15 protein-coding genes are annotated in these 16,470 nt (G+C 62.7%); 3 read left to right on the forward strand and 12 right to left on the reverse strand.

Annotation, left to right across the window (positions count from 1 at the left end; genetic code table 11):
- Nucleotides 1-112: 112 nt before the first annotated feature.
- From ACEW7X_RS10560 to ACEW7X_RS10580, 5 genes are all read right to left on the reverse strand, one after another.
- On the reverse strand, nucleotides 113-1,666 hold the full coding sequence (locus ACEW7X_RS10560; protein ID WP_068370588.1) for a DHA2 family efflux MFS transporter permease subunit: 1,554 nt from the start codon (nucleotides 1,664-1,666) through the stop codon (nucleotides 113-115).
- A gap of 2 nt (nucleotides 1,667-1,668) precedes the next feature.
- Complete coding sequence (locus ACEW7X_RS10565) at nucleotides 1,669-2,961, reverse strand: efflux RND transporter periplasmic adaptor subunit (protein ID WP_068370586.1); 1,293 nt, start codon at nucleotides 2,959-2,961, stop codon at nucleotides 1,669-1,671.
- A gap of 214 nt (nucleotides 2,962-3,175) precedes the next feature.
- Nucleotides 3,176-3,652, reverse strand: a complete 477-nt coding sequence (locus ACEW7X_RS10570) for a MarR family winged helix-turn-helix transcriptional regulator (protein ID WP_134838608.1) — start codon at nucleotides 3,650-3,652, stop codon at nucleotides 3,176-3,178.
- 244 nt (nucleotides 3,653-3,896) lie between these two features.
- Nucleotides 3,897-4,691, reverse strand: a complete 795-nt coding sequence (locus ACEW7X_RS10575) for a response regulator transcription factor (protein WP_068370580.1) — start codon at nucleotides 4,689-4,691, stop codon at nucleotides 3,897-3,899.
- A gap of 594 nt (nucleotides 4,692-5,285) precedes the next feature.
- The gene (locus ACEW7X_RS10580; protein WP_068370578.1) at nucleotides 5,286-6,089 is read right to left on the reverse strand and encodes an SDR family oxidoreductase; all 804 of its coding nucleotides are present in this window, start codon (nucleotides 6,087-6,089) and stop codon (nucleotides 5,286-5,288) included.
- Nucleotides 6,090-6,360: 271 nt separating this feature from the next.
- Between ACEW7X_RS10580 and ACEW7X_RS10585 the strand changes: the two genes are divergently transcribed.
- Together ACEW7X_RS10585 and ACEW7X_RS10590 are read left to right on the forward strand one after the other, a co-directional pair.
- Nucleotides 6,361-7,041, forward strand: a complete 681-nt coding sequence (locus tag ACEW7X_RS10585) for an epoxyqueuosine reductase QueH (RefSeq protein WP_068370574.1) — start codon at nucleotides 6,361-6,363, stop codon at nucleotides 7,039-7,041.
- A 69-nt stretch (nucleotides 7,042-7,110) separates the two neighbouring features.
- The gene (locus tag ACEW7X_RS10590) at nucleotides 7,111-7,992 is read left to right on the forward strand and encodes a PhzF family phenazine biosynthesis protein (protein WP_420177180.1); all 882 of its coding nucleotides are present in this window, start codon (nucleotides 7,111-7,113) and stop codon (nucleotides 7,990-7,992) included.
- 168 nt (nucleotides 7,993-8,160) lie between these two features.
- On the opposite strand, the gene ACEW7X_RS10595 is transcribed toward ACEW7X_RS10590, so the two are convergent.
- From ACEW7X_RS10595 to ACEW7X_RS10605, 3 genes are all read right to left on the reverse strand, one after another.
- Nucleotides 8,161-9,147 carry a diaminopimelate dehydrogenase gene (locus ACEW7X_RS10595; RefSeq protein ID WP_068370570.1) on the reverse strand — a complete coding sequence of 329 codons (987 nt, stop codon included), beginning with the start codon at nucleotides 9,145-9,147 and terminating at the stop codon, nucleotides 8,161-8,163.
- A gap of 153 nt (nucleotides 9,148-9,300) precedes the next feature.
- Nucleotides 9,301-10,116 carry a DODA-type extradiol aromatic ring-opening family dioxygenase gene (locus ACEW7X_RS10600; protein WP_068370567.1) on the reverse strand — a complete coding sequence of 272 codons (816 nt, stop codon included), beginning with the start codon at nucleotides 10,114-10,116 and terminating at the stop codon, nucleotides 9,301-9,303.
- Nucleotides 10,117-10,170: 54 nt separating this feature from the next.
- Nucleotides 10,171-11,115: a LysR family transcriptional regulator gene (locus ACEW7X_RS10605; RefSeq protein ID WP_068370559.1), complete on the reverse strand. Its 945-nt coding sequence runs from the start codon at nucleotides 11,113-11,115 to the stop codon at nucleotides 10,171-10,173.
- Between the two features lie 105 nt (nucleotides 11,116-11,220).
- Here ACEW7X_RS10605 and ACEW7X_RS10610 point away from each other — a divergent pair, with 105 nt between their 5' ends.
- The gene (locus ACEW7X_RS10610) at nucleotides 11,221-12,198 is read left to right on the forward strand and encodes a pyridoxal-phosphate dependent enzyme (protein WP_083969569.1); all 978 of its coding nucleotides are present in this window, start codon (nucleotides 11,221-11,223) and stop codon (nucleotides 12,196-12,198) included.
- Here ACEW7X_RS10610 and ACEW7X_RS10615 read toward each other — a convergent pair.
- The 4 genes from ACEW7X_RS10615 to ACEW7X_RS10630 form a co-directional block, all read right to left on the reverse strand.
- The gene (locus tag ACEW7X_RS10615; RefSeq protein WP_205704108.1) at nucleotides 12,195-13,076 is read right to left on the reverse strand and encodes a MetQ/NlpA family ABC transporter substrate-binding protein; all 882 of its coding nucleotides are present in this window, start codon (nucleotides 13,074-13,076) and stop codon (nucleotides 12,195-12,197) included. The genes ACEW7X_RS10610 and ACEW7X_RS10615 overlap by 4 nt on opposite strands.
- Before the next feature lie 86 nt (nucleotides 13,077-13,162).
- Complete coding sequence (locus ACEW7X_RS10620; protein ID WP_068370555.1) at nucleotides 13,163-14,203, reverse strand: isopenicillin N synthase family dioxygenase; 1,041 nt, start codon at nucleotides 14,201-14,203, stop codon at nucleotides 13,163-13,165.
- A 67-nt stretch (nucleotides 14,204-14,270) separates the two neighbouring features.
- The gene (locus tag ACEW7X_RS10625; protein WP_068370551.1) at nucleotides 14,271-15,077 is read right to left on the reverse strand and encodes a MetQ/NlpA family ABC transporter substrate-binding protein; all 807 of its coding nucleotides are present in this window, start codon (nucleotides 15,075-15,077) and stop codon (nucleotides 14,271-14,273) included.
- Nucleotides 15,078-15,137: 60 nt separating this feature from the next.
- Nucleotides 15,138-16,433, reverse strand: a complete 1,296-nt coding sequence (locus ACEW7X_RS10630; protein ID WP_068370549.1) for an O-acetylhomoserine aminocarboxypropyltransferase/cysteine synthase family protein — start codon at nucleotides 16,431-16,433, stop codon at nucleotides 15,138-15,140.
- Nucleotides 16,434-16,470: the final 37 nt, after the last annotated feature.

Genomic DNA, 16,470 nt, shown 5'->3' on the forward strand with positions numbered 1-16,470 from the left:
CATGAAAAAAACGCCTCCGGACGTTGATCGTCCGGAGGCGTTTTTCATGTCGGCGCGCCCGGCCTGGGCTGGCACGCGCCGTTTGTTGCGCTGTTTGTTGCGCTGTTCGTACTCAGTGCGCGCCTGCCGCCTCGCCGCCCGCGCCGCCACGGCTGGGACGCTTGGCGATCCAGACCAACGGAATCAGCATCATGAAAATGATGGCGGACACATAGAAGATGTCATCCGCTGCGAGCATGAACGCCTGCTGGTTCAACAGTTTTTCCACCTGGGCCAACGCCTGCTGCATCGACATTCCGGCCGCCTGGTAGGTATCCAGGGCATGCTGCAGCGCTTCGCTGCCGGGCAGCATATGCTCGGTCAGTTGCGCGTGGTGCAGGCTGGCCCGCCGTTCCCAGAACGTCGTGGAAACCGACGTGCCTACCGCCCCTGCCGTGATGCGCACGAAATTGGACAGCCCGGATGCCGCCGGCATGCGTTCTGGCGCGATGCTCGAGAGCGTCAGCGTCATCAGCGGAATGAAGAAGAAGGCCAGCCCTATCCCCTGGATCAACGTCGGGATCATGATGGTATCGAAATCCACCTGCGTATTGAAACGCGCCCGCATGAACAGCACCAGCGCAAACACCAGGAAGGAGAACGTCGCATATTTGCGCGGGTCCACCTTTGCAATGCTTTTGCCAACGAAAGGCGAACACACCAGGGCCAGCAGGCCCACCGGCGCCATCGCCATGCCGGACTGCGTGGCGGTGTAGCCCATGTACTGTTGCAGCCACAGGGGCAGCAGCACCACGTTGCCGAAAAACAGGCCATAGCCGATGGAAATCGCCAGCGTGCCGGTCCAGAAGCTACGAATGCGGAACAACGCGAGATCCACGACCGGATGGCGCTCCGTCAGTTCCCAGGCCAGGAAGAACACAAAGCCCACGACCGCCACCACCGCGCAGCCTACCACCAGCGGCGACTGGAACCAGTCATGTTCCTTACCGATATCCAGCATGATCTGCATGGCGCCGACCCAGAGCACCAGCAGGGCCAGCCCGATGCTGTCGATGGGCAGGGAGCGCCGCATGGTCTCGCGATCCCGGAAGATGCGCCAGGTCACAAATACCGACAGGATGCCCACCGGTACGTTGATATAGAAGATCCACGGCCAGCTCATGTTGTCCGTGATCCATCCCCCCAGCAGGGGCCCGGTCACCGGCGCCACCAACGTGGTCATGGACCAGGCCGCCATGGCCAGTCCAGCGAGCGCCTTGGGATAGCTCGACAACAGCAAAGCCTGTGACAGCGGAATCATCGGGCCGGCCACAAAGCCTTGCAACACCCGGAAGGCGATGAGCAAGGGCATATTGGGCGCCAGGCCGCACAGCCAGGACGACAGGACGAACAGGGCCACGCTCAACACGAACAGGCGCACCTGGCCAAAGCGCAGTGACAGCCAGCCCGTAAGCGGCACGGAAATGGCGTTAGCCACCGCGAAGCTGGTAATGACCCACGTGCCCTGCGTCGCGCTGACACCGAGGTCGCCGGCGATCGCGGGCAGGGAAACGTTGGCGATAGAGGTATCGAGCACGTTCATGAAGACGGCGGCCGACAAGGCCAGCGTCCCCATCATCCGCGCCCGTCCTTCCAGCGGCGGCAAAGGCTGCATCGCTGCCGCCATGATCAGTTCACGCCCGTCGCCGGCGACGTCATGCCGAGTTTGATGGCCCGATCCGGCACACCCAGGTTGGCTGCAATGATGCGCGTGACATCCGCTTCAGCCCCTTCTTCCTGCTGGCGGAAGACATCCGTTTGCGCGAACGCCTCGGTACGCGGCGTGGCTGCCAGCATATTGCCGCTCTTGTCGCTGATCCTGACCTTCACATCCATGGACAGGCCAACACGCAACGGATGCTCGGCCAGTTCATCGCCCGTCAATTCAATACGCACCGGCACACGCTGCACCACCTTGATCCAGTTGCCCGTGGCATTCTGCGCAGGCAGCAGGGCAAAGGCAGCGCCCGTCCCCACACCCAGGCCGGTCACCTTGCCGGTATAGCGCACCTTGGTGCCATACAGGTCGGCCGTCAGCGTCGCTTCCTGGCCCAGGCGCAGGTCGCGCAGCTGGTTTTCCTTGAAATTGGCTTCCACCCAGACCTCGCGCAGCGGCACGATGGTCATCAGGTTGGAACCGGCCGACACGCGCTGGCCCAACTGGACATTGCGGCGCGCCACGTAGCCGTCGGTCGGCGCCAGGACGGCCATGCGCTCGTTGGCCAGATAGGCTTCACGCACCGCCGCTGCCGCCGACTGCACGGCCGGATGGTGGATCACGTCTGTCCCGTCAGTCAGCGCCTGGTTGCTGGTCAGTTGCTCCCTGGCAGCGGCCAGCGCCGCCTCGGCAGCGGCCAGCGTGCTGCGCGCTGCCGCCGAACTGGCTTCGGCATGGCGCAGCTCTTCGCGCGACACAGCCCCGTTGCTGGCCAGCGTCGTACGGCGCTTGCGGTCGTCCTCGGCACGCGCCAGATCGCTGCGCGCCTTGACCACCTCGGCCTGGCGCAAGGCTATTTGCGCATTCAGGGTTTCGTTGTCCGCGTACAGCGTGCGCGCCTGACGCACAGCCTGCGCCAGTTGCGCCTCGGCCTGCTCCAGGCGGATGTGCGCGTCTGCCGGGTCCAGGCGTACCAATACCTGACCCGCCTTCACGAAGTCCGTGTCGTCGGCATAAATGGCCTCTACCGTCCCTTCCACCCGCGGTGTGATCTGGATGACATTGCCCTGCACATAGGCGTTGTCCGTGGTTTCATAGCGGCCGCCCAGCAGCCACTCATAGACGCCGAAGGCAAGGGCCGCCAGCACGACGACCAGCGTCACGCTCAGCAGCACTTTGCGGCGGTGCTTCACTGCCGCGGGATCCAGCTGCGGCTTGCTGCTGCTGTTTACGTCACTCTTTTGCGTGTGATTGTCGTCACTCATGGCAAATTTTCGCTGAACAATGAAAAAACCCGGCGCTTGCCGGGGTGAAAAAATTCCAGCCCTAAGGCCCCGTCATTCCCATGCAGCAATGCATGGGCCAGGCGTAGGCGTGGCATCGCACGGCCTGCCCGGCTGCCGGCGCCGCGCGATGCCGCACGCAAGCCGCCAGGCGGACGGCAGCTGCGCGCCGGGTTGCATAGGCCGGGAAAATCATTCAAGCCTGGCCTGTTTTGTCCTGCAGCGTTTGTTGCATGCGCCGCAGATAGGATTTGAGCTGGCCGACTTCCGCTGCAGAAAAATCCTGCAGGCCCAGTTCGTGGACATCACGCAATACCACGGGTATCCGGCTGGCCACTTCCACGCCCTGAGGGGTCAGTTCGATACGAACGACCCGCCGGTCGGTCTGGCACCGCTTGCGGCGGCACAGTCCCTTGGCCTCCAGGCGATCCAGCAAGCGCGTCATGCCGCCTGCATCCTGCATACAGCCACGCGCCAGTTCCGCCACCGTATCCGCCTGCCCGGTATAGAGCTTGAGAATGGGATGCCATTGCGCGTTGGTCAGCCCGAAGGGCTCCATACGCCGCTCTATCTCCTGGCGCATGACGGCAAGCGTCGAGCGCATCAGCCAGCCCACGCTGTCCATCAGGTCATAGTCCTGATGCAGATCCTTTGTCTTGCCTGCTTGTTCCATGGATGAAAATATTATTTGCCTAGTCAATCACTGTCAAAGCATTGATTGATTTATCATGAAGATCTTGCCGAGAAAGCTGTTTCACTGCCTTACTTGCAAGTAGCTGAATGACGGCAAAAACACGCGCCCAAGATGCAAAAAACCCCTACCACTGGAAGCCTTCCTGTGGCAGGGGTCTGGGCGGCGCCCGAGGTCGGATAGCGCCACCGCTGTGTATAGGGAGCGCAGTACCTGCGCCCAGGTCTCAGGCCGGCGCGTCGTCGGCCGGCATCATCAGGGCATAACCCCGATTGCGGTAGCTGCGGATCTGCGGCCGCCCTTCCTGGCCAGCGCGCAGGCCCAGCTTGCGCCGCAGATTGCTGATGTGGGTATCGAGACTGCGGTCCAGCGGCTCGATGGAGCGGCCCAGCGCCGTTTCCGTCAGGTGCTCGCGGCTGATCATGGCGCCGGGGCGGCGCATCAGGGCCGTGAGTATGCTGGTTTCCGCCGCCGTCAGGTAAATCTGATTACCGCCGACCCGCACTTCCGACGAAGCAGAGTCCAGGCTCAGATCGCCCACTTGCAGATAGCGGCTGGCCGCATCGGCCTGGCTTACCTGGCGGCGCAGGCAGCCATGCAAGCGGGTCCAGAGGATATCGAAATCCACCGGCTTGCGCACGTAATCGCTGGCGCCGCAACGCAGACCCATCAGGCGCTCGGTGTCACCGTCGCTTTCGATCAGCATGAGCACTGGCATATCGGAACGGCGACGCAGGCGGGTCAACAGCGTGAAACCGTCATTTTCCGGCAGCCCGGCGTCGATGATTGCGAGATCCACCCGCTCATGCAGAACGAAATTCCAGGCCGATTCGCCATCTGCCGCCAAATGCACGGACAAGGGCGCCGCCAGGGCGAGCGCCGGCAGTACCTGGCGCAGCACGGTCGGTCCGGAGACGATCAGGAAGGAAACGGATTTTGCATAGGGGCAGGCGTCGACACGCGGCTCGCCTGCAGGCGGCGTGATGTTCATGTCCTGCTTATCCAGATAGGCTTGTTGCATAGGACAACAGCGAAGAATGTTCCGGGAATTTCCAAAGTATTCAAAAGATACGTTTGGAAATCATTTTTTTAGCACAGCACAGGCAAGACCGCAACTCAGGATGCGAATCGTTTCTATTTTTAAGTTGAAGATTTCCCAACAGATCTTCACAAACTTAAGATGACTCAAGCGGCATGCCTGAATATGAAGGAATCTTTGTTTCCGGGACAGGAAAGCTACCCATTTTCCCTGTTTGACATGTTCTTTTGCACCGGCTTGCCAGCTTCCCGGCAATATACCCCTATTACTGCCAAGCGCAAGCCTCGCCCAATCGCGCAGATTCCCCTGCCAACGGCGTGCAGACTGGCCTCGGCCATTTTCTCCAGGCCTGTTTCAGGCCCGAAACTTATCCCCAAGGCCTGTGAATAAGTCGGTGGAAAAGCTTGGCATATGTCATGCAAACGCAACAATGACGCGCAGGCTTGATTGACTGAGCAAATTTTGAACAGCGCTGCGCAATCCTTGCCCGTTGTGCCTTGCCAGACGGCCGGTCGCGCTGGCGCCGCCAGTCATGTGACGACGTGGCGGCCCGGACGCAAGCCCTACCCGCCCGCGTCACTGGTCCAGCGTAGCACCGCCATCCACGCGCAGATCGTGCAAGGTGATGTGACTGGCGCGGTCGGACAACAGGAACAGCACGGCATCAGCCACTTCATCTGCTGTCGCCAGCTTGCGCAGCGGAATGCCCAACCGATAGTGGGCCAGTTCCCCTTCGATCAACTTTTCCCGCGACAAACCCTGTTGCAGCCTGGCGTAAGGCTGGATGGTTTCGGTATCGCCCGGAGAGACGATATTGCAACGCACACCGTAGCCTGCCAGTTCAAGCGCCAGGCACCGGGTAAGCTGAGCCACCGCCGCCATGGAGGCGGCATAGGCCCCCATGCCCGCCCTGGGCGTTGCCGCCGCGCTGGAACCGATATTCACGATCGCCCCCCGGCGCCGCGCCATCATGCCGCTAGCCACGATGCGATTGAAGTTGAAGGCCCCCATGGTATTCACCTCGAAGGCCCGCGCCCAATGGGCAGGTGCGACATCAACGATGCGTCCGATCTGCAACAGGCTGGCTGCGCTCACCAGTTTTTCCACCGGCCCCAGCATCTGCTCTGCGGCGGCCACCGCCAGTTCCACCGCAGCGGCGTCGCTGACGTCCAGGTTGGCCATATGCAATTGCGCCGGCCCGGCGTCACTCGCCAGCGGCTGCAGGCTCTCCCCCAGCTGATCGAACGCAGCGACTTTCGCGCCCGCCCTCAGCAGCCGGCGTGCCAGCACATGGCCGACACCGCCCGCCGCGCCTGAAATCGCGACACAAACCCCTGAGAACTCATCATCGTATCCCTGGTATCCCGTGTATTCCGACATACCCTTCCCCTTGTTTCATTCCTGGCTATATGGCGAGCATGAACCACGCAGACAGGCGCTCGCTGGCACCTCAAACCGCGTGCTGGCCGGACATACTTTTTAACATTGACTTACCTCGCCTGGCGGCAGCCTGCGCCGCCATCAGGGAAAGCCTGGGCAGGAATGAAACACCCGTGCAAGCCGGCATGGATACTGCTGCTGATTCAGCCTAAAATGCAGGGTTCCGGATACGCATTGAAGGCCGGCGCCGCATGCGCCCGGCACGCACGCCATGACGACTACAGATACCCTCGCCAATCGCAAACCGCTGCAATTGCCCACTGGACGCAAGAAAGTGCTGCTGCATTCCTGCTGCGCCCCCTGTTCGGGCGAAGTCATGGAGGCCATGCTGGTCTCGGGCATCGAGTACGACATTTTCTTCTACAACCCGAATATCCATCCGGTACGCGAATACGAAATCCGCAAGGAAGAAAATATCCGCTACGCCGAGCAGCACGGCATCAAGTTCATCGACGCCGACTACGATATGGACAACTGGTTCGATCGTGTCAAAGGCATGGAAAACGAACCCGAGCGTGGCGTGCGCTGCACGGCCTGCTTCGACATGCGCTTCGAGCGCACCGCGCTCTATGCCCATGAGCACGGCTATGACACCATCACCAGCTCGCTGGGCATTTCCCGCTGGAAGGACATGAACCAGATCAACGGCTGCGGCGAACGCGCCGCCGCGCGCTATCCCGAGCTGGTCTACTGGACCTACAACTGGCGCAAGGGCGGCGGTTCGGCGCGCATGATCGAAATCAGCAAGCGTGAACAGTTCTACCAGCAGGAATACTGCGGCTGCGTATATTCGCTGCGCGACACCAACCGCCACCGCCGCGACCAGGGCCGCGAGCGCATTCGGATCGGCGTGAAGTACTACGGGGTGGAAGAAACCTCGCTGGAAGACTGACGCCCAACAACCCGGTGGCCCTGCCCCGCCTGAAACTGCCTGCTTAGCGCTGCCTCCTTCCGAACCAGGATGATGTCCATGACCTCAGTACGCGGACGCCGTTTCATGCAGATAGACGTCTTTTCGGCGCAGCCTTATATGGGCAACCCCCTGGCTGTCGTGCTGGACAGCGATGGTATCAGCGACGCGGCCATGCTGCGTTTCGCGAACTGGACCAATCTTTCGGAAACCACCTTCCTGTTGCCCCCCAGTACGGCTGGACGAGCTGCCGGGGCCGACTACCGGGTCAGGATATTCACGCCCGGCGGCGAGCTGCCCTTTGCCGGACACCCGACGCTGGGCAGTTGCCATGCTTGGTTGAACGGCGGCGGCCAGCCGCAGGCCGAGGGCCTGGTCATACAGGAATGCGCCAAGGGCCTGGTGCCCTTGCGGCGCGATCCAGCCAACGGACTATGGGCGTTTGCCGCCCCTTCCATGGAATGCAGCCCGATCAGCGAACCGCAACACCAGGCCGTGCTGCAAGCGGCAGGCCTGTCGGCGCAACAGGTGCAAGATAGCGCGATCCTGTTCAATGGCCCCAGATTCTGGGCTTTGTTGCTGGACAACCCCGAGACCGTGCTCGGCCTGACACCCGATCTCCCGGCGCTGCATGCGCAGGGCATTCAGCTGGGTGTCGCCGCACGCCATCCGGATACCGGCGCCACCGACCTGGAAGTGCGGGTCTGGTTCAATAGCGGCAGCACCCTGACGGAAGACCCGATCACGGGCAGTTTCAATGCCAGCCTGGCGCAATGGCTGATCCAGCGCGGGCATATCGCCGCCCCCTATCTGGCCAGCCAGGGCATCAACCTCGGACGCGCCGGGCAGGTGCACCTGTCTCAGGACGACAGCGGCCAGGTCTGGGTGGGCGGCCAGAGCAGCACCCGCATCAGCGGCACGGTCATGCTCTGACCCGCCCTGGGCCGACTGTGGCGGCAATGCCAGGGGCATCCCCAGGCAACGCAAAAACAAACCAGGCAATCCATACGGACTGCGACGGCAGCCCGATTTTTTCATTTCACCATGCGCCGTCGCAGCAGCAACGCGGCGGTTGCCGCTGCGATGACAGCCGCCTGCGGATTACAGCAATTCCTTGCGCAATTCGGCCGCTGATTTCGGCGACAGCAGCCCCGGCGCCACGTCGAATACGCTGCGGGCGCCACGCTCGCCAGCCTGCTTCAGGCGATAGGCGGCACGCGCATAGGCAACCAGCACACTGGAGGTGAACTCCGGATTGCTGTCGAGCGCCAGTGCATATTCCATGATCTGCTTGTTGCCCGTCCCCGTCGTGCCGCTGCGGATCACAAAGCCGCCATGCGGCATGGCATTGTGTTCGCGGCGCAGCGTTTCCTCGGAAATGAAAGTCACCGTGGTGTCGTAATCAGCAAAATAATCGGGCATGGTCACGATGGCGTCGCGCACCTGCGCCTGGTCTGCACCCTCGGCCAGCACCACGAAACACTCGCGCTTGTGCTTTTCACGCGTGCTCAGCACCGGCTGTTCGCCATCGCGCACACGCTGCACGGCCTGCGGGACCGGCACCGTGTACTGCACGCCGCCCTTCACGCCTGGCACACGGCGCACCGCATCGGAGTGCCCCTGGCTCAGGCCCTTGCCCCAGAACGTATAGGTGGCACCCTCGGGCAGGATGGCTTCGCCGAACAGGCGATTCAGCGAGAACAGGCCCGGGTCCCAGCCCACAGAGATCAAAGCGACGTTGCCGCCCGCCTGTGCCGCGGCATCGACGGCAGCGTAGTACTCGGGAATCCTGGCATGGGTATCGAAGCTATCTACAGTCGTGAACGCGCGCGCCAGTGCCGGCCCCTGTTCGGGCAGGTCGGTGCGCGATCCGCCACAGAGGATCAGCACGTCGATCGCATCGCGGAAATTCTCGATGTCATCCCAGGGATATACCGGTACGGAGGCATCCAGCAAGCTCACGCTCGCCGGCGGGCGCCGCGAAAACACGCCCACCAGTTCCATGTCGGCATTCTGCGCCACGGCGGACTCCACACCACGGCCCAGATTGCCATAGCCTGCAATGCCTATCCGGATTTTCTTACTCATTGTCCCATTCCATCCAGCCAATATTTAAAGCGCCGCAGCCGCCGGCTGAACGGCACGCGGCGCACGAAAAAAGAAATTTTACCTGTCGCGGCAAGCCGGGCAGCCTCCCCAACCGGCGCCTGATACAGGCATGTCAGCGTGCGGCAGCGCGCCTCATGCAACAGCCGCGGCCCCGAAACGAAAACTCGATACCGTCACGCCGCCCCGGAAGCCGGTCTCGTGATAGCTCAGCGCCGCAGGCTCGTGCTCGGCCGCTCCGACCGCCACCATCAAGGGCAGCAGATGTTCTTCACGCGGATGCACCTGGCGCGCATAAGGTGCTGATTCCCAATCCAGCAGCGCCTGGGTGCGCGCCTGCGCCGGCAGGGCCATGGCCTCGCACAGCCAGGCATCGAAGGCGGAGGAACTCTCGCGAGCCTGCGGGCCGAAGGCACGCAGATTGTGATAGCTCAGACCGCTGCCTATGATCAGGACGCCGGCGCGGCGCAAAGGCGCCAGCACCCGCCCCAAGGCCACGTGAATCTGCGGCTCCAGCCCGGTCATCAAGGACAATTGCACGATGGGCATACGGGCGTCGGGATAAGCCACCACCATGGGTGAATAGACGCCATGGTCATAGCCCCGTTCCGCATCACAGGCCACAGGCAGGCCCGCCGCACGGATCAGGTTTTCGACCTCAAGCGCCAATCCCGGATCGCCGGGCGCGGGATATTCGACGTGATAGGTGTGTTCCGGGAAACCGTAATAGTCATAGATCATCGGCGGGCGCGGATGCGACTGCACCGTGAACGCCGGCGCCTCCCAATGGGCCGACACCATGAGGATGGCCCGAGGCGCGCCGCCGGCATCTTCGGGCAGGCGCCGCAGCGACTGCGCCAGACCGGCATAGGGCCCGTCCAGCATGCCGTCCATCCAGGGCCAGGGACCGCCGCCATGGGAAATGAAAAACGTGGGCAATAGTGATGTCATGCGTAAGAACTCGGAAAAATCGGAAAATGCTTGATTGGTCGTGGCGCAGCATGCTCAGCCAGGCATGACCTCATCAGCCTGGACTGGTTCCTGTCCCAGACGCTCCGCCAGGAAGGTCATCAGTGCGCGCAGCTTGGGCGGCAAATGCCGGGTAGGCGGATATAGTACCCATACATCGCCGCTGTATGAGGTCTTGAAAGACCACTCCGGCAGCACCTGCACGATGCTCCCCTCGCGCAGCGCCTGGCGTGCAGTGAAATCCGGCAGGCTGGCTATTCCCAAGTGGTTCAGGGCAGCGTCCAGCCGCACGCCGGTATGATTGGCGGCATAGCGCCCCCTGACCTGCACCGTGACGGTCTTGCCGCCACGCACGAACTTCCAGCGTGCGTCCCCGGGCACTTCCCCGAGATAGATGCAGCTGTGCTGCTTCAGGTCCTGCGGCTGCAACGGCATGCCATGGCATGCCAGATAACGGGGGCTGGCGCACAGTTTGTGCTCTAGCGCGAGCAAGGGCCGCCCCATCAGGCCGGGCGGGGGTTGATCGGTAATCCGGATCGCCAGATCCATGCCGTCTTCAATGAGATCCAGCGGCCTGTCATCCAGGCGCAGTTCCACATCCACCTCGGGGTAGCGGCGCAGGAATTCCGGCATGTGCGGATGCACCACGAAATGCCCCACGGCCTTGGGCACGCTCATACGCACCAGACCACGCGGCACTTCATCAAAACGCCCCGCCCGCGCCACAACGGCCTGCGCAGCGTGCACCATGTCCTGGCAACCGGCATAGACATCGCGCCCGCTTTCACTCAGGCGCAGCTTGCGGGTCGTGCGTTGCAATAGCCGAGTGCCCAGCGCCTTTTCCAGCCGCGCGACGGCCCGGCTGGTGGCCGAAGGCGTGCTGCCAAGCAGGCGGGCCGCAGCGGAAAAACTGCCGGCCTCGACCACCTTGGCAAATACGGCCATCTCCGCCAGCAGGGTCATTTCCTGATTTGTGCTCATGGCGCAAATATTATTTGAATGAATAGATGATTATCGCCATTTTCGCTATTTCGTACACTGGCCGCACACCCTTTTGCAATCGCCTGTTTACCGCTGCCCGCACCAATGACCCTACATATCAATACCCCGTTGATCGAATCCGAACCCATCAGCCGTGCTGCCGGGCGCCGCATCCGCCTGAAGCTGGACATACTGCAGCCGCCGGGATCGTTCAAGATACGCGGCATCGGCCTGGCTTGCGCGCGCTACGCGCAGCAGGGCAAGCAACGGTTTGTCGCATCCTCCGGCGGCAATGCCGGCATTGCCGTGGCTCATGCCGGACGCCATCTGGGCATTGCCGTTGTCGTCGTCGTGCCCGAATCCACCCCGGAAGCCGCTCGCGAACGCATTCGCCGGCAAGGGGCGCAACTCATCGTGCATGGCGCTGCCTGGCACGAAGCCAATGCCCTGGCGCAATCCTTGCTGACGGAAACGGATGCCTTCATCCACCCGTTCGATGACCCCCTATTGTGGCAGGGCCATGCGTCGCTGATCGACGAACTCGCTGCCTCGACCGCCGCGCCCGACGCCATCCTCCTGTCCGTGGGCGGTGGCGGGCTGTTTTGCGGTGCGGTCGAAGGCCTGCGCCGCAATGGCTGGGGCCATGTTCCAGTGATCACTGCGGAAACCGACGGCGCCGATGCTTTTGCCCGCTCCCTGGCGGCGGGCCGGCGTGTCGCGCTGGAACACATTACCAGCGTGGCCAGCTCGCTGGCCGCCAAACAGGTCTGCGAACAGGCCTTTCAGCTGGGGCAAGCCCACCCCACCCGTCCTGCGGTCGTCAGCGATACCGAGGCGCTGCTTGCCTGCCAGCGTTTCCTTGATGACCACCGTCTGTTGGTGGAGCCGGCCTGTGGCGCCAGCCTGGCGCTGGCCTACGACCAGGCCGGTGTTCTGGCAGGGCTGCATGACATCATTGTGGTGGTCTGCGGCGGCGTCATCATCCCCCCGGTCCAGGCCAGTCAGGGAATCGCTCCGCAACACGCTGCCCCCCCGCCGGCGTACGAGCAGCCAGGAACGGCAGATATCGGGTCTGCGGCCTAAGGACGGGCCTCATGCACCGGGATCACCGAACCCTCGTAGTGGTCCTGGATATAGGTGGCGATCTGCGGCGATTCCAGCACTTGCGCCAGCCGCGCCACCCGCGCGTCCTGCGCCAGCGCCTGTGAAGTCACCAACACATTGGCATAGGGGTTGCCCGCCACGCGCTCCAGTGCCAGGGCGTCGGTCGCAGGCTTGAGCCCGGCTTCCAGCGCATAGTTGCCATTGATGATCGCCAGATCGACATCTGGCAGCACTCGCGGCAGCAAGGGTGATTCCACCTCCGAAATGCGCAACTTGCGCGGGTTCCCGGCGATATCGGCAAGCGTCGCCAGGCCGCTGGCCGGGTCCTCCAGGCCTGGACGCAGGCTCAGCAGGCCCTGGTCCTGCAGCAGGAACAAAGCGCGGCTGAGATTGCTGGCATTATTAGGCAAAGCCACCACCGCCCCCTCGGGCAGATGCTTCAGGGAGGTATGGCGGCGCGAATAAATACCCAGCGGCTCAATATGAACGGTGGCAACCACGGCGAACTTCTGCCCCAGCGCTTCCTCCTGGGTACGCAAATACGGCACATGCTGGAAGAAATTCGCCTGCACGTCACCGCCTGCCAGCAAAGCGTTGGGGTTCACGCCATTGGGTATTTCAATGATTTTCAGGTTCAGATCCGGGGCAACACGCCCCACCTGCTCCAGTATTTCCGCATGCGGGATCGCATCAGCCGCCACGATCAATGGCGCTTGCGCCCAGGCGGTCGCGCCCAGGCTGGCACCGAAACAGACCATGGCGCCAGCCAGCAGGCGACGCCAGCGTACCAGACGGCTGGCAGGATGCAATGCAGCAGGCACCATGTCCTCCTGTTTGGAATCGAAAAGCGGATGCATGTCTCTTACTCCGATGGGTCGTTGCAGCCGGCCGACCTGCCGGCTGAGGGGTACGGGGCAGGCCGGCCTGTCAGCCGGCCAGGTAATCAGGCGTGCACGCCGGTCTTGTCCAGTACGTCCGCGTAATAACGCTGCGCGACATCCGGATGTGAGCGCAACCGCCCTTTCAGGTAATTCAGGCCGACCTGGCGCAACAAGGGATTGAGCGGATCTGTCTCCGGGCCCAGTGCCTGCGCCGCCAATTCTGACGGCAGGCGGTACAGGGGCACTTCGGCATCCAGCCTGGCGCCCAGGAAGAAGGCTACGGACAGGCGGTCGCGCCCCGAGGGCGGGGTAATCACCTGATGAACGGTGGCGCGCAGGTAGCCGTTGGTCGCCAATTCCAGCAACTCGCCGATATTCACCACGAAGGTATTTTCTATGGGATGCGCATCTATCCAGCGGCCATCCTTGCCCTCAACCTGCAGGCCGCCCTGCTCGTCCTGCAGCACGAAAGTAATCAAGCCGCTGTCCTTGTGCGGCCCCACCCCCTGGTCGCTACTGGTTTGCTCGCGGCCGGGGTAGCGAATAATCTTGGCATGTTCATTCGGTTCGCGGCCATAAAGCGCGTCGAATGCGTTTTCCTCCAGCCCCAGCGCCAGCGCAAAAGCCCGCAACAGGCGCAGCGTAGTGCGCGTCATTTCCGCCTGCCATTCCTGCAACACCGGACGCAGCTCGGGCAAGGCCGCGTCGGGCCACAGGTTGGGCCCCTGCAGGCGTGCCCACGGCGGGCTACCCGGCCCGATGTCGCGCACTGCGCGTTCGGCACCGATATCGAACTGTTCGCGCCAGTCCTGGTGACCGCGCGTGTACTCCGCCGCCGCCAGCGAATAGCCACGGAAATGCGGTGAATGGATCATCTGCACCGCCAGCTTGTCAGCTTGCGGCAGGGCAAAGAACTCGCGTGCCCGTTGTTTCACCGCGTGCAGCAGTTCAGGCCGGATGCCATGGCCCTTGATATAGAAGAAGCCGATCTCGCGGGCGGCATAGCGCAAATCGGCAAGGAAGGCTTCGCGTTGCCCGGCATCGCCATTAAGCAGCGACAGGTCGAGAATGGGCAGGCTTTCGTTATGAAGATCAAGACTCATGGCAATGAACGATCCGGAACGGGAAAATGAAAAAGGCCCTGCAAGACGGTAACAGCAGGGCCGGGGCTTAGAATGCCGGCAGCAGGGTGCCGCTGTAGCGCGTGGCCAGCAACTGGCGGACTTCGTCGGACTGGAAGGCTCGCGTCAGCGGCGCCACCCAGGGTTGCTCGCGGTCTTGTTCGCGCACCACCAGCACATTGGCATACGGACCGCCAGGCGGCTCGATGGCAATGGCGTCACGCGCCGGCAACAGCCCGGCCTGCGACGCTTCCGCCGTGATGATCGCTCCGGCGTCGACATCATCCAGGGCGCGTGCCAGGATCAGCGAGTCGATCTCACGGATGTCCAGCTTCCTGGGATTGGCCACGATATCCAGCGCCGTCGCGTTGTCCCCTTTGTTGACATCGAGATCGGCGCGCAACGTGATCAGTCCGTAATGCTGCAACAGCAGCAAGGCCCGATTGCGATTGGTATCGTCGCCCGGAATACCCACCAGCGCGCCTTCCGGCAGTTCTTCCAGCGACTTGTATTTGCGCGAATAGATACCCAGCGGCGCGCTCAGCGTGCGCGCGACCGGAGCCAACGCGTAGCCATGCGCTCGCACCTGTCCGCGCAGGTAGGGTTCATGCTGGAAAGCATTGGCATCCAGATCGCCGTCATTGAGCGGGCCATTGGCATTGAGATGCCCGGTGAACACCACCGGCTTGATCCGGATTTCTCCCTCCCGGGCGGCTGCCTGGCTGGCAGCTTCAGCCACATCTTCCATAACGCCACCACTGATGCCCAGGCGTATCGTGGTCTGGGCTTCGGCGGCTGCACCGAACGACAGCGCAAGGATCACGCCGGCCCACAAGGTTTTCTTGATTTTCAACATAACGGCAAACAACTCTGCTTTGCAATGGGGGGGAGGAAAGGCGCAATGCCTTCCATGGAATCAAATACGGGCCAGGGCCTGGTCGAGATCGGCGCGCAAATCGTCGATGTGTTCAATGCCTATGGACAGGCGCACGGTTTCCTCGCGCACGCCAGCCTTGAGCAGCTCTTCTGCCGACAACTGACGATGCGTGGTGGAGGCCGGGTGCGTCGCCAGCGACTTCGCGTCGCCGATATTCACCAGGCGGGTAAACAGCTGCAATGCGTCCAGGAAACGGGCGCCAGCTTCACGCCCGCCCTTGACGCCGAACGTCAGCACGCCAGACGCCTGCCCGCCCAGGTACTTGAGCGCCAGGGCATGGTCGGGATGACCAGGCAGCGCTGCATAACTGACCCATTCCACCTTGGGATGTGCCTGCAGGAACTGCGCGACTGCCAGGCTGTTGCTGTTGATGCGATCCAGGCGCAGGCCCAGGGTTTCTATGCCCTGCAGGATCAGGAAAGCATTGAAAGGCGACAGCGCCGCACCGGTATTGCGCAGCGGCACGACCCGCGCCCGCCCGATGTAAGCGGCCTCACCCAGGGCCTCGGTAAATATCACGCCGTGATAGCTGACGTCGGGTTCATTGAGGCGCGGGTAGCGGTCCTTATGCTCGGCCCACGGAAAGCGACCCGAATCCACGATGGCGCCGCCCAGTGTCGTGCCATGCCCGCCCAGATACTTGGTAAGCGAATGAACCACGATATCCGCGCCATGCTCGATGGGCCGCAATAGATAAGGCGTGGCCACCGTGTTGTCAACGATGAGCGGTACGCCATGGCGGTGCGCGATCTCGGCAATGGCGGCAATATCGGTAATGTTGCCCAACGGATTGCCGATGGATTCCACGAACACGGCCTTGGTGCGGGCATCGAACAGCCCGTCGAAGGATGCCGGATCGGCGCCATCGGCAAAGCGCGTCTGGATGCCGAACTGCGGCAAGGTGTGGGCAAACAGGTTGTAGGTGCCGCCGTAGAGCGTGGAGGCGGAAATGATGTTGTCACCCGCCTCGGCCAGCGTCAGGATCGAATAGGTCACCGCAGCCTGGCCCGACGCCAGCGCCAACGCACCGACACCGCCCTCCAGCGCCGCCACGCGCGCTTCCAGCACGGCGTTGGTCGGATTGGTTACGCGGGTGTAGATATTCCCTTCGACTTTCAGGTCGAAGAGATCCGCGCCATGCTGGGTATTGTCGAACGAGAAGGCGGCGGTCTGGTAGATGGGAACGGCCACCGCACGGGTAGTCGGTTCCGGGGAGTAGCCGCCATGTACGGCGACCGTCTCGAATTTCCAGTCGGGTGTTTCCTGTTGCGGCATGATGCGGTTCCTTGTCTGGCAACAATCATTGACCGGA

Source organism: Kerstersia gyiorum (genome assembly GCF_048595715.1).
Taxonomy (GTDB): domain Bacteria; phylum Pseudomonadota; class Gammaproteobacteria; order Burkholderiales; family Burkholderiaceae_B; genus Kerstersia; species Kerstersia gyiorum.